Source organism: Sphingomonas sp. RB1R13, assembly GCF_036663775.1.
Classification (GTDB): Bacteria; Pseudomonadota; Alphaproteobacteria; order Sphingomonadales; family Sphingomonadaceae; genus Sphingomicrobium.
The window spans coordinates 214,762-227,176 of record NZ_JAXOJM010000004.1 but is presented as its reverse complement, the minus strand read 5'-3'; the positions used below and the strand labels follow the sequence as shown (position 1 = coordinate 227,176).

Below are 12,415 nucleotides of genomic sequence, written 5' to 3'. Positions count from 1 at the left end.
GCTGTAGCTGCCGTCGGCCTTCATCGTCAGCGTGCCATAGGTGCCGTGAAGCACCAGGTTGCCCGCTTCATCGAAGCTCGTGTCGCTCGTCGCACCCGCGCTGATCGCGGTCACCGAAGCGCCATCGGCACCCTTGGTGTCGGCGCCCACCGCACCGCTGGTCGTGCCGGCGCCGGTGATGACATTGCCCGCCTCGGGACCATAGGCCCCCGCGCTAAGCGCATCCGTATCGGGACGCGCCGTCGGCATGTCGTCGACGATCGCAATGGTCAGCGTCGACGATGCCGTGTCGCCATCGCGATCGGTCACGACGACGGTGAAGATGTCCTTGTTCGTGTCGCCCGCGTTCGGGCCCGACAGCGTGTAGCTGTAATTGACTGCGTCGGACGTGACGCTGATGATGGTCAGCGTGCCATAAGCACCCGTGATGACCTGACCCGCGACGCCCGTGACGACAACGCCATTGATCGTGACCGTGGTCGGATTGTCGAGCGAGGTGACGATGATCGAACCGGTAGTGGTCTCACTCGTCGACGCGGCGTCGCTGCCCGACGGCAGGCCGCTTTCGTTGACCGTCGCCGTGGCGTTGATCGCGCCGGCCGGATTATCGGGCGTATCGATGATGACGCTCGGGGTGTGATTGACGACGGCAACCGCCAACTCGCGATAGGTCGGCGGAGTGTAGCTGAGTTCGGTCGGCGGGAGGAGGTCGCCAAGCGGGGCGCCCGGATCGAGCGGGCCGACCGGAACTGCGAAATTGCCGCCGCTCGACTGCGGATTGCCAGCGGCGGGCTTGGGCTCGGCGTCGATCAGCAGAGCGGCGAGGTTGGTGGCGGGGACCTCAACCGAACCGATTACAAGTTCGGGCACGAATACCGCGCCATCGACGATCACCATTTGGGTGCCATCGGGCAAGTTGATGACCAGGTCGCGACCGACCGCGTGGACATCGGCAAGCTCCACGCCCGCAGGGAGCGTGACGATCCCGTCGGGTCCGGGGACGATGCGCTGGGCATTGGCCTGGATGAGGATTGGGGCCGCCGTGGGGCTGAGACCCTGCGCCGTCGGGACATGAGCGGGGCGAGTGGTCGCCGCAGCTGCCGCGAGCTCATGCTCGTGATGCGCATTATGTTGCGTTCCGCCAAGCGAGGTGTCGTCGTGTCGCATGTCTTGCCCTTCCGCCACCCGGTCCCTGAGACCGGATTCTATTCGCACGAGTTCACCGGACGTTTTACGAAAACCGTTAACGATGAGGTGGAGCCCCGAGCTTCAATGTGAATTAAAACGCCGAAAGATACGGTTTTGCAAGTGGCGTCACTATGGAGCCGTCGAGCGACAAAGCCCAAGCTCAAGATATTCGAAAGTTGCTATTGGTTAACGCTGGGGCGTTATTCGACATGAATTACAGTCAATCTTTAAATCTGATTGCCACTATGGTAGCTATTCAAACTATTTCTCGTTATGTGGCAATGGCGCGAATGGCCTGTTCTTCAATAGGTTTAAAGTATAGGGAGAAATATGACATTTTATAATCTGGGTTAGCAGAAGTTTAACGCGGAGAATCGGGGCGCGGAACAGACTCAGTTGGGAGGATGGGCCACAGCAGCCAACTACAAAAAAATGGACCGCGCTTCCCGAAACGGGACGAATTGCGGCCTTCCTGCAACGTCTTGGCTAATCGGGTCGGCGAGTCGCAGCCGAGTCGCACCGGTCCTGCGCTTGCGTGAAACCTCGCTCGCGGGCAAACCGCCGCGGTGTCGACCACCGTCCTTTCCGCCGCCGATCAACGCCTCCTCGCATGCGGCGCGGCGCTGTCCGAAAATCAGCTCGATGTTGCCGAGCGACTGTTGCGCGCCGAGCTTCGCGATGATCCTTACAATGTCGCCGCGATCCGCATGATGGCCGAACTTGCCGCGCGGCTCGGGCGAATGACCGATGCCGAGACGTTGCTTCGCCGGGCGATCGAGATTGCACCGGGCTTCACGGCGGCTCGCGCCAACCTCGCGCTGATCCTTAATCGGACCGGCCGCCATGGTGATGCGCTTGCCCTGCTCGAGGAAATATTGGCGAACGAGCCCTCGGATCTGGGGCATCAAAATCTCAAGGCGTCGATCCTTGGTCGGCTGGGACGGTTTGACGAAGCCATCGATCTTTATCGCCGCGTGCTTGAGCGGGCTCCGCACCAGCCGCGGCTCCACCTCAGCCTGGGAACGATGCTCAAGACAATCGGCCGGCTCGACGAATCGATCGCCGCCTATCGAAACTCGATCGCGCTCCAGCCGACACTGGGCGAAGCATGGTGGAGCCTTGCAAACCTTAAAACATATCGCTTCGACGAGGCTGATGTTGCCCAGATGACCGACGCGCTCGCCGTGCCGGGCTTGGGGCCCGAAGATCGCGTCCACCTCGACTTTGCGCTGGGCAAGGCAATGCACGACCGGCGCGATCATGGCGCCGCCTTCCAACATTATCGCCGGGCTAATATCTTACGGCTTGAGAGCCAGCCCTACCGGTGGCGCGAGACGACGACCCTGGTCGACCGGAGTATCGCCGTCATGACGGGGGCGGTGTTCGACCGGGCGAGGGGCGGCGCCACCGATCGCGCGCCGATCTTCATCGTCGGCATGCCGCGGTCAGGGTCAACCCTGGTCGAGCAGATCCTGTCGAGCCATCCGCTGGTCGAGGGAACGGGCGAGCTTCCCGACCTACCGGCGGTCGCGCGCAGTGGCGCGCCCTACCCCGCCCTCCTCGCCGACCTTACGCCCGCGCAGCGCGCGGAGCTGGGCTCCAATTATCTCGCTCGCGCTGCGATTCAGCGCCAGACCGACCGCCCGCACTTCACCGACAAGCTGCCCAATAACTGGCAATTCGTCCCGTTCATCCTCGCCGTGCTCCCCAATGCGACGATTATCGATATTCGGCGCCATCCGATCGCCTGTTGCCTGGCCAATTATCGGCAGCATTTCGCGCGCGGGCAGGCGTTCACCTACGATCTGGCCGATCTTGGCCATTATTATTCGGACTATGTGCGGTTGATGGCGCAAGTCGATGCCGTCGCGCCGGGTCGGGTCCATCGCGTGATCTACGAGCAGCTCGTCGACGACACCGAGAGCGAAGTGCGCGCACTGCTCGCGGCGTGCGGCCTGCCGTTCGATCCCGCCTGCCTCGCTTTTCATCAGACCGAGCGCGCCGTGCGTACCCCGTCGAGCGAGCAGGTGCGGCAGCCAATCTATCGCGACGCGCTCGCCGAGTGGCGGTCCTACGAACCGTGGCTTGGCGAACTGGTTGAAGCGCTCGGTCCGGTAATCGATTGTTACCCCGCTCCGCCCGAGGCTTTTGTGCCACGCTCGCAATGAATATTGTGCGCTACACTTAAGCCGGGTTGACGGCCCCGCCCCCTGTCGCCAGCCTCTGGAACAACATCGGGGGAATTACGTGATGAAGCTTTACTATCGCTCGCTTGCGGCGGGCCTGCTCGCGTCATCGGCTCTTGCGACGCCCGCATTGGGCCAGACCGGTGCCAATGATACGCCCCCCCCCGCCACCGCGCAGGTCGCGCAGGACGGACTTTCCCCCGACAGCACCGAGATCATCGTCACCGCGCAGAAGCGCGAGGAAAATCTGTCGAAGGTACCGGTCTCGATCCAGGCGATCGGCACCCGCCGCCTCGATCAGCTCAACATCTCGAATTTCGAGCAATATACCAAGCAGCTCCCGTCGGTTAGCTTCCAGACCAGCCAGCCCGGCGTCACCGTCGTCTACATGCGCGGCGTCGCAACCGGCGGCGACGGCAATCATTCGGGATCGTTGCCGTCGGTCGGCACCTATCTCGACGAGCAGCCGGTCACCACGATCGGCGGTACGCTTGATGTCCACATCTACGACATCGCCCGGATCGAGAGTCTGGCCGGGCCGCAGGGCACACTCTACGGTGCATCGAGCCAGGCGGGCACGATCCGCATCATCACCAATAAGCCCCGGCTTCACACGACCGAGGGCCGGATCGACGGCGAAATCAATACCGTCGCTCACGGCGGTCAGGGCGGCAAGCTCGAGGGAATGATTAACCTGCCGATCGGCGACCGCATTGCCTTCCGCGGCGTCGGCTTCTGGCAGCGCGATGCCGGCTACATTGACAATATCCGGGGAAGCCGGACCTATATCGGCACGCCGATCTTTGGACCCGATCCCAGCAGTGAGACGAACCCACCAGAGCAGATCATAACGGGCTATAATCCCGGGATCACGGTCAACAACGCCAAGCTGGTCAAGGACAATTTCAACGACTCGACCACTTATGGCGGTCGCGCGGCGCTCAAGATCGACCTTGACGATAATTGGACAGTCACCCCGGCGATCATGCACCAGTCGCTAAAAAGCCATGGCAATTTCAGCTATGATCCCAAGCTTGGCGACCTCAAGGTCGATCGCTTCTTCCCCGAGATACGCAAGGACAAGTTCACTCAGGCGGCACTGACCGTCGAGGGCAAGATCGGCAATTTCGACCTGACCTATGCCGGCGCCTACCTCGATCGCAAAACCTACACGACGTCGGATTATACCGACTATGCCGATACGTACGACCAGGCATATGCCTCTTACGGCGGCCTCGCCAACTACTTCTATTTCCAGGACAGCGCGGGCAATACGATTGATCCGCGCCAGCACATTACCGGCACTGATCACTTCAAGAAGCTGAGCCAGGAATTCCGGATCGCTTCGCCGACTGATCAGCCGTTCCGCGTCATCGCCGGCGCTTTCTACCAGCGCCAGTCGAACAATATCTTCCAGGATTATATCGTCGATAATCTGGCCCCTGCGCTATCGGTCAACGGTCGTCCGGGAACGTTGTGGCTAACCAAGCAGACGCGGGTCGATAAGGATTATGCGCTGTTCGGCGAAGCGGCGTTCGACGTCACCCCGCAATTCACGATCACGGCCGGGGGCCGCGTCTTCAAATATGACAATTCGCTGTTCGGCTTCGCTGGCTTCGGCCGCAATCCTAATGGCCCGCCTTACAATGGCGCCGGCAGTTCAAGGACGGGTGTGGCGGCGTGCTACACTACGAGCGGCGATTCACTTCGCGATTCACTCGCCAACGGGACGGACACGACTTTCGCCACCGGCAGCCTGCCGGGAACACCGTGCACAAACGTCGGAGACTTTGTAAATGGCACCGTCGTGCCCAAGCGCGCAAAGGGCCATGGCTTCACCCACCGCCTCAACGCGACTTACAAATTTTCGCCCAATGCACTTGGCTACCTGACCTGGTCGCGGGGCTTTCGTCCGGGCGGCATCAACCGCCGCATCGGAGATCCTTATCAGCCCGACTATCTGACCAATTACGAGATCGGACTCAAGCTCACCGCGTTCAACGGCGCGGTTCATTGGAACAGTGCGGCCTATCACCAGATCTGGAAGAAATTCCAGTTCAGTTACCTTGGTCTCAACTCGCTAACGGTCATCCAGAATGGCCGCGATGCCGAGATTAACGGGGTCGAAAGCGACATCAGCTACACTGGCAATGGGCTGACACTGAACGCAGCGGTGGCCTATTCGGACGCCAAGACCAGCGGTAACATCTGCGCCAGCATCGCAGCCGATGCCAATTGCACCGGGGATTCGATTGTCGCGCCGGCCGGTACGCGACTGCCGGTGACGCCGAAGATCAAGGGATCGGCGACAGCCCGCTACAGCTGGTCGCTGGCCTCGGCGATGAAGGCGCATGTCCAAGCGGGCGTCAGCTACAAGTCGTCGGCCACTACCCAGCTTCGCACCGCCGACAATCTTGTCACCGGCAAGCTTCCGTCGGCGACGCTGGTCGATACGGCCGTCGGGCTCGACTGGCGCTTCATGAACATCGAGTTGTACGTCACCAATCTGTTCGACAAACGCAACCAGCTAACCCGCGGCGTCGCCTGCAGCATCTGCCAGCGCGTCCTCGTGGTCCCCGGCACCCCGCGCACGATCGGGCTTCGCGCCGGGTACAAGTTCTAGCCAATAAAAAGGCCTCTCTCGCTGATGCGGGAGGGGCCATTGCCGTTCCAGAAATGCGCGCCGCCTAAAGTCGGCCGTGCTGGTCCTCGCTCTGGAACAGGCGATCGACCTCGGCGACGAGGTCCTTCAGGTGGAACGGCTTCGACAGCAGCTTGGCCTCTGGTGCGGTGCGTCCGCCCTGGAGCGCAACCGCAGCAAAACCGGTGATGAACATGACGCGGATCGCGGGATCGATGACGCTCGCCTTTTGGGCAAGCTCGATCCCATCCATCTCAGGCATGACGATGTCGGTCAGCAGCAAATCATATTTGCCCGCTTCGAGCAGCGGCATGGCTTCGGTGCCACAGCCTACCGCGGCCACGTCGTAACCGACACGGGTCAGTGCCCGCGCCAGATATTCGCGCATCGACGTGTCGTCTTCTGCCAGCAGGATCCGGATCATCCCCTCTTATATGCGCGCAACCTTTAAGAAATTCCAGCCAGATAGCGCAAAAGCACAATTGCCGTGCGACAGGCCGAGCGGTAGGCGGACGACGATGGAACTTGACCTGGCGCCGCCGCTCGTGATCGCGCCGCGAAATGGCGTCCCCATCCTGTTGTCGATTCCCCATAGCGGGCGCGACTATCCCGACTGGCTGTTGCGCCAAGCCCGCCACGGGATGCGCGCGCTGGCCACGCTCGAGGACCCGCTGGTCGACCGACTGGCGTGGCGGCTACTGGCAGCGGGCTATGGCGCGGCAATTGCGCAGACCCCGCGCGGGGTAATCGACTGCAACCGTTCGCCTGACGAGCTTGATCCCGCCTCGATTGCTCCCCGTGATGGCACCACGACGGGTAGCGTCCCGCTCGGCCCGCGGGCGCGGCACGGGCTCGGTATCGTGCCGTCGCGAACCCATCGCCATGGTGCGCTGTGGCGATCCCCCCTGCCCTTCGCGCGATATGAGGAAAGGCTCGCCACCGTCCACACCGCCTATCATTCGGCGATCGACGATCAGCTTGGCCAGTTGGTCGCGGCGCACGGGATCGCGCTGCTGCTCGATCTCCACTCGATGCCGCCAACACGCCGCGAACCGGTCGTGATCGGCGATCGGCACGGGTCAAGTGCGGCCGAGTGGCTTAGTCTGCGCGCTCTGTCGTCGGCCACCAAAAACGGCTTTGCCGCGATCCGCAACGATCCTTACGCCGGGGGTTATATCGTCGAGCGTCACGGCCGTCCGCACGCCGGGATCCATGCCCTCCAGATTGAGCTCGACCGGTCGGCCTATCTTGCGCGCGACCTCATGAGCCCCGGTTCCGGGTTTGACCGCTGCAGCCATTTGCTCGCATCGCTGGCGAGCGATCTGGCCAAGTTGATTGGCGACACCGGCGCGTCGGCAATCGCGGCGGAATAAAACACGGGCCTATAAAAAATCGGCCACCGCGGGAATACCGCGATGGCCGAAGTTCAGGGAGGAACGCACCGAAGTGCGGCTTCGAACGAGACTTGGGGAAGGGGGAGCCCGCCAAGTGCGTCCGACGCCAGCACCAGATGGGGACTGACGGCGGCGCGGTCAACCCGCCGCCGTCAAAGTTTTAGTCGGCCTGTCGCCGAAGTTGCTCGGCTCAGGCGTCGACCATCGCGTCGGCGGCCTGTTCGCCAGCAACCGGGCCCTTGCCCTGCGCTACCTGCCGACCGAAAATATCGCGGATCTGCGCCAGGCTGAAGAGGTGCGCGAAGATCAGCGGAAGCATGCCGCTCTGGTTCATCTTGCGCAGCTCGTCGCCGCGCATGTCGCGCAGCTTCTCTTCATCGATCATGCGGAAACCGCGATAGATGAACGGCTGGTCGCTGTTGTCGGGCTGGATCGCGACTTCGCCGTCCATCAGCAGGCCCGACTTCTCGAGCTCCGCCATGAAGGCGGCGGTGCGCTGGCCGGCGGCCTCGAACTGCTCGCAGAAATCGAGGATCGCCTTGACCTTCTCGCTCGGCTGGTCGCCGTCGAAGATCGCATCGCCCTCGGCCGACGCCTCGCCGATGACGCCCGACGTCGGGTCGACGCACAGTGACAGTTCGTCACTGTCGGGGGTCAGCTGGGCTAGCAGGAAGGGGTAGCGACGCAAGTAGGCCGGCAGGTAAACCGGCTCGGTCAGCATGCCCTTGTCATCAAGGAAAGTGTTGACCCCCTCATTGAGCCCCATCAGCGCCAGCGGCACCGAATTGTCGCCAACCGAGAAGACGATCGGATAGGTGCGCTGGAGCAAGGCGAACTCGTCGACCGTGACCGGGATGGCGTGCGCCTGCGCAATGTGCGGCGCGTTTTCGATCTGGACGAGCTTTTTGTCGCCATGCTGCTGCAAATTGACCGGCTGGAGGTCATTATACAGCAGGGGCAGTGGATTACTGGGCGCTTGGCTCGCCATGTTATCGTCTCCTGGGGTGGCGGCGGCTCGAAACAGTCTCGGGACGCGCGCCAAAGAAATGGGGCTTTAGAGATCCCGCTTTCGCGAGGCAAGCAAGGCCAGCCTAACGGGCGCCGAGTCCGGTAATCGCCTGGTCGACGAGCGCCTTGTCCGACGCGGCGTCGTGCCGCTCGGCAATCAGGCGACCGGCAGCAGCGGCAGCGGCGCGGGCCGTGGTGGCGCGAAGCTCGGCGATGGCCGAACGCTCCTCGGAAGCGATCTTGTCCTCGGCCATTTTCTGGCGGCGGCCGATCAGCTGGGTCGCGTCGTCGCGCGCCTTGGCGACGATCGCCTCGGCCTCGTGATGGGCACGGTCGACCATCGCTGCAGCATCAAGATGCGCGGCCTTGGCCTTGGCCTCATATTCGGCCTTGAGCGCCTCGGCGTCCTTGCGCAGCGCTTCGGCCTCGGCAAGCTGCGAACGGATTTCTGCAATCTTCGCGTCGAGCGACTTGCCGATCGCGCTAGGGACCTTTTTCCACAACATGATCACGATCACGACGACCATCGCCAGCGCGACGATCGACGGAGCGGCCAACACACCGAAAATCGCCGGTTCGGCGGCGGCTTCGTGCCCGGCGGCGGCGAGTTGTTCAACCACGGACCAGTTCCTTGGCGACGGCGGCGCGGGCGGAGGCGTCGTCGACCGTCAGGCCGGCGACCTTGGCGGCCAGTTCCTGAACCGCCGAGGCGGCAACGCCCTCGATTTCGGCCAAGGCCGACGCACGCGCGGTGGCGATCCCGGCCATGGCGGCGTCGAGCTTTATCCCAATCGCCTTGTCCGCCTCCCCGAGCTGGGCCTCCGACGCCTTGGCCGCGCTGGCCTTGGCATCATTGGAGAGACCGGCCGATTCGGCGCGGCTCTTGTCCATCTCGAGGCGATACTCTTCCTCAAGCGCGTCGGCGGCGGCGCGAGCCCCCTCCGCACCCTTGAGGTCGGCCGCGATCTTTGCATCGCGCGCATCGACCGTCGACATCACCTTGGGAAGCATCCCGCGGCCGATGACGAAGAAGATCACGCCAAAGAAGATCGCCAGCCACAACAGCTGCGATGCGTAGATTTCAGAGATTTGATCGAACTGAGGCATCGGAACGGCCGGACTTTCGGTTGCAGATCGTCGGGCGGACTAGGCCTTCAGATAAAGCAGGATGGCGATCAGGAAGGCGAGCAGGCCGAGCAGTTCGGCGGCGGCGAAACCGATGAACAAGCGCCCTTGCTGACCATCCGCGGCAGCCGGATTGCGAAGCGCGCCCTCGAGGAACGAGCCAAAGACATTGCCCACGCCGAGCGCGGCCATACCGGCACCGATTGCAGCAAGACCGGCGCCGATGAGGGCTGCAGAAGAAGCGTCCATGAAATTAACTCCCGTTTGAAATTAGTGAAGGTTGATGGCGTCGTTGAGATAGAGTGACGTGAGCAGAGCAAAGACATAGGCCTGAATCGCCGCGACCAGCAGTTCGAGCACGGTGATGCCGAGCATCAGGACGAAACTGGGAATGACGATCAGCGGACCAAGGACGATGCTCCCGGTGTTGGCGCCGCTGACGACGAAGCTCGCCAGCACTTCCATCAGCACGTGACCTGCGGTCATCGCGACGAACAGCCGCAGCGCAAGGCTGAACGGACGCATCATGAACGAGATCAGCTCGATCGGAAACAGGATGATGGCCATCACCCAGTTCACGCCATGCGGAACGAACAGCGAGAAAAAGTGGAACCCGTGACGCCAGAAGCCGACGATCAGCACGATCAGGAACGTCGCAATCGCGAGCACGCCGGTGACTGTTAGATGGCTGGTGACCGCGAACGGATGGACCCCGAACAACGCCGTCGGCAGCAGGCCAAGGATGTTGGCGAACAGGATGAACATGAACAGCGAGAAGACGTAGGGCACATATTTGCGCCCCTCGGGACCGATATTGGCGTCCATCATGCCGGTGATGAAACCGGTGAAACCCTCGACCGCCATCTGCCAACGACCCGGCACGAGTTCGCGCTTCAGACCGCCGAGCATGAACAGCCACACCGCGAGCAGGGTTGCCGCCATCCACGCCGCCGAGTTGGTGAAGGCGAGCGAATGGCCCGCAACTTCCCAAGTCCGGCCGAACAAGGGTTCGACCATGAACTGGTGCATCGGATCGATCTTGCCAGCCTGGGCCGTCACGTGCGCGTCTTCCTTTTAGCCCGAACTGCCGGCACCCTCATGGTTGCCGGCTCGACATCTTGATGATGCTCCAGAAGCTTCCGACGATGCCCAGCACCAGGAAGACAATCAGGAGCACATGCCCGGTGCCGAACACGCGATCGAGTACCCACCCGATCAACGAGCCGCCGACAAGACCGCCGATGAGGGTCGACAGGACGCGATTGCCGAGCTGCTCGTTGGCATCCGACACCGGCGCCCGACCGGTCCTCTTCGCTTCCTCATGTTGCGCCCGCGCGAGCCGCTCTTCGAGCGAATCGAGCCGTGCATCCTGAGGTGACGACAAGTCCTGCCCGGGTTCGTCAGCAGCCATGATCCTGTGTCGCTCCGGTTGTGCGCCGCCCTTCCGGGGAAGCGCAATGCGAAGGGCAAGAAACATGGCGGCGTCCAAGCCCGCCAAGGCGCGGTCCCTTTAGAAAAAGGGGTGTGGAGTGTCAACCAGCGCGCATTTCTCCGAGCACTGGAATGCGCTATCTATGCATAATGCTAATTGCCCTTATCGCCTTGGCTTCAGCCGCACCATACAATATCCATCGCGAAGATAGGTACCTTGATTTCAGCTATTCCTGGCCGGCCAGCTTGGCAGGAGGGCCACGGCTTAAAGCGCATCTACAAAAGCTCGAAACGAAGGAACATCGTCGTCGACTGGCCTATGCTCAACAGGATCAGCAGGATTCGGGGCCCGACTTCCGACAGCATTATTTCAAAGGGATCTGGAAGAGCCAAGGCGCTTCCTCGAGGCTGTTGTCCGAGACGTTCAGCTATGCGGTGCTGAGCGGCGGGGCACATGGCAACAGTGGATCACTCGCTCTGATCTGGGACCGCTCTTCCAACACCCCGGTCAAATTTGCCAACCTCTTCAGTGCAAGTGCCATCCCCACCAACCTCAAGCATCACTATTGCTTAGCTCTGAGAGCGGCGCGCGATCGACGTCGAGACGGCCCCTCTCCAACGGGCGATTGGCCTAATAATTGTCCGAAGGATGATGATTTGACGTGGTCGCTGATCGATCGCGACCACAATGGGCGGTTCGACCGGATCAAAATTGAAGCCGATCCTTACGTTGCCGGTAGCTACGCAGAAGGGGCCTACGTCATCACCTTGCCCGTTTCGTCCAGCCTAATGTCTGCGCTTGAGCAGAGCATGCAGCGCGACTTCGAGATTTACCGGCAATAGTCGGGGACCGGGGCGGGCTCGCCGGGATGGCGCTTGTGCCAGCTGTTGTCGGGAGCATAATAGCGTTCACCAACCCCGACAGTCGCTAGCAGCTGACAACCGGCGGTGATCCCGACATCGGCTGGAGTGACGCTGCGCGCGATGGCGAAGCGCGAGTAGATCGAGCGGCGCAGGATGTTGATCGACTGGACCTGGTGGCGGAGCATCGGGCCGGTGTCAGCGACGAGGCCGATATAGCCGTCGTAGCGCTCCCCCACGACACCGCGCGCCTTCGCCTCGGCAACTGCCTGCCCCGCAGGCATTTGCGCCGCGGCGGGTCCTGCGGTCGCGAGCAGCGCCGCCGCCAGCAGCGCCACCGCGGTCATTGCGCGGGCTTCTTGCCGAGCGTCGACGGCGCGGCCTTCGGGAATGCCTCGGGGTTGGACTTGATCAGCGCATCGACGTCTCGCTGAAGCTTGACCGCTACCTCCTGCTTGATGTCGACGTTGAGGTTGATCTCGATCGGTTTCTCGGGCGTCTTGACCGAGATACACCCGCCCAGCGGCAGCAGCGCCGCCACCCCCAGCGCGAGCCGGGCCTTGAGTCCTGCCATGTTCACG

At 62.4% G+C, this 12,415-nt stretch carries 13 protein-coding genes and 1 pseudogene; 4 read left to right on the top strand and 10 right to left on the bottom strand.

The annotated features are described in order from the left end of the window. Nucleotides 1-1,167: pseudogene (locus U1700_RS13630) on the bottom strand (hypothetical protein); the annotation flags it as partial. A 587-nt stretch (nt 1,168-1,754) separates the two neighbouring features. On the opposite strand from U1700_RS13630, the gene U1700_RS13625 reads away from it, so the two are divergent. Both U1700_RS13625 and U1700_RS13620 read left to right on the top strand, forming a co-directional pair. Beyond that, entirely contained in the window at nt 1,755-3,356 is a 1,602-nt protein-coding gene (locus U1700_RS13625) for a tetratricopeptide repeat-containing sulfotransferase family protein (RefSeq protein WP_332753225.1), read from the top strand. 82 nt (nt 3,357-3,438) lie between these two features. After that, nucleotides 3,439-5,997, top strand: coding sequence for a TonB-dependent receptor (locus U1700_RS13620; protein ID WP_332753224.1), 2,559 nt, complete (start codon nt 3,439-3,441; stop codon nt 5,995-5,997). 64 nt (nt 5,998-6,061) lie between these two features. On the opposite strand, the gene cpdR is transcribed toward U1700_RS13620, so the two are convergent. Further along, complete coding sequence (gene cpdR, locus U1700_RS13615; RefSeq protein ID WP_332753223.1) at nt 6,062-6,439, bottom strand: cell cycle two-component system response regulator CpdR; 378 nt, start codon at nt 6,437-6,439, stop codon at nt 6,062-6,064. A gap of 94 nt (nt 6,440-6,533) precedes the next feature. On the opposite strand from cpdR, the gene U1700_RS13610 reads away from it, so the two are divergent. After that, nucleotides 6,534-7,388 carry an N-formylglutamate amidohydrolase gene (locus U1700_RS13610; RefSeq protein WP_332753222.1) on the top strand — a complete coding sequence of 285 codons (855 nt, stop codon included), beginning with the start codon at nt 6,534-6,536 and terminating at the stop codon, nt 7,386-7,388. Nucleotides 7,389-7,599: 211 nt separating this feature from the next. Here the strand turns inward: U1700_RS13610 and U1700_RS13605 are convergent, their stop codons facing one another. The 6 genes from U1700_RS13605 to U1700_RS13580 all read right to left on the bottom strand — a co-directional run bounded on the left by U1700_RS13605 (nt 7,600) and on the right by U1700_RS13580 (nt 10,953). Further along, nucleotides 7,600-8,397, bottom strand: a complete 798-nt coding sequence (locus U1700_RS13605; RefSeq protein WP_332753221.1) for a SapC family protein — start codon at nt 8,395-8,397, stop codon at nt 7,600-7,602. 103 nt (nt 8,398-8,500) lie between these two features. Then, nucleotides 8,501-9,037, bottom strand: a complete 537-nt coding sequence (locus tag U1700_RS13600; protein WP_332753220.1) for a F0F1 ATP synthase subunit B family protein — start codon at nt 9,035-9,037, stop codon at nt 8,501-8,503. Beyond that, on the bottom strand, nt 9,030-9,524 hold the full coding sequence (locus U1700_RS13595; RefSeq protein WP_332753219.1) for a F0F1 ATP synthase subunit B family protein: 495 nt from the start codon (nt 9,522-9,524) through the stop codon (nt 9,030-9,032). Before U1700_RS13595 ends, U1700_RS13600 begins: the two co-directional genes overlap by 8 nt. Before the next feature lie 39 nt (nt 9,525-9,563). Beyond that, nucleotides 9,564-9,791, bottom strand: a complete 228-nt coding sequence (locus tag U1700_RS13590) for a F0F1 ATP synthase subunit C (RefSeq protein ID WP_332753218.1) — start codon at nt 9,789-9,791, stop codon at nt 9,564-9,566. A 21-nt stretch (nt 9,792-9,812) separates the two neighbouring features. Next, on the bottom strand, nt 9,813-10,601 hold the full coding sequence (locus U1700_RS13585; protein WP_332753217.1) for a F0F1 ATP synthase subunit A: 789 nt from the start codon (nt 10,599-10,601) through the stop codon (nt 9,813-9,815). Between the two features lie 37 nt (nt 10,602-10,638). Continuing rightward, entirely contained in the window at nt 10,639-10,953 is a 315-nt protein-coding gene (locus U1700_RS13580) for an AtpZ/AtpI family protein (protein WP_332753216.1), read from the bottom strand. Between the two features lie 170 nt (nt 10,954-11,123). Here U1700_RS13580 and U1700_RS13575 point away from each other — a divergent pair, with 170 nt between their 5' ends. After that, nucleotides 11,124-11,816: a hypothetical protein gene (locus tag U1700_RS13575; RefSeq protein WP_332753215.1), complete on the top strand. Its 693-nt coding sequence runs from the start codon at nt 11,124-11,126 to the stop codon at nt 11,814-11,816. Here the strand turns inward: U1700_RS13575 and U1700_RS13570 are convergent. After that, nucleotides 11,804-12,181, bottom strand: coding sequence for a DUF1318 domain-containing protein (locus U1700_RS13570; protein ID WP_332753214.1), 378 nt, complete (start codon nt 12,179-12,181; stop codon nt 11,804-11,806). The two genes, U1700_RS13575 and U1700_RS13570, sit on opposite strands and share 13 nt — an antisense overlap. Then, nucleotides 12,178-12,408 (bottom strand): YnbE family lipoprotein, encoded by a 231-nt coding sequence (locus tag U1700_RS13565; RefSeq protein WP_332753213.1) that lies wholly within the window; start codon nt 12,406-12,408, stop codon nt 12,178-12,180. Before U1700_RS13565 ends, U1700_RS13570 begins: the two co-directional genes overlap by 4 nt. Nucleotides 12,409-12,415: the final 7 nt, after the last annotated feature.

Excerpts from the sequence above, each read along its gene's own strand:
- U1700_RS13620 (WP_332753224.1), top strand. The coding sequence starts at position 3,439 with ATGAAGCTTTACTATCGCTCGCTTGCGGCGGGCCTGCTCGCGTCATCG.
- U1700_RS13590 (WP_332753218.1), bottom strand. The coding sequence starts at position 9,791 with ATGGACGCTTCTTCTGCAGCCCTCATCGGCGCCGGTCTTGCTGCAATC.
- U1700_RS13610 (WP_332753222.1), top strand. The coding sequence starts at position 6,534 with ATGGAACTTGACCTGGCGCCGCCGCTCGTGATCGCGCCGCGAAATGGC.
- U1700_RS13605 (WP_332753221.1), bottom strand. The coding sequence starts at position 8,397 with ATGGCGAGCCAAGCGCCCAGTAATCCACTGCCCCTGCTGTATAATGAC.
- U1700_RS13570 (WP_332753214.1), bottom strand. The coding sequence starts at position 12,181 with ATGACCGCGGTGGCGCTGCTGGCGGCGGCGCTGCTCGCGACCGCAGGA.
- cpdR (WP_332753223.1), bottom strand. The coding sequence starts at position 6,439 with ATGATCCGGATCCTGCTGGCAGAAGACGACACGTCGATGCGCGAATAT.
- U1700_RS13595 (WP_332753219.1), bottom strand. The coding sequence starts at position 9,524 with ATGCCTCAGTTCGATCAAATCTCTGAAATCTACGCATCGCAGCTGTTG.
- U1700_RS13580 (WP_332753216.1), bottom strand. The coding sequence starts at position 10,953 with ATGGCTGCTGACGAACCCGGGCAGGACTTGTCGTCACCTCAGGATGCA.
- U1700_RS13575 (WP_332753215.1), top strand. The coding sequence starts at position 11,124 with ATGCTAATTGCCCTTATCGCCTTGGCTTCAGCCGCACCATACAATATC.
- U1700_RS13565 (WP_332753213.1), bottom strand. The coding sequence starts at position 12,408 with ATGGCAGGACTCAAGGCCCGGCTCGCGCTGGGGGTGGCGGCGCTGCTG.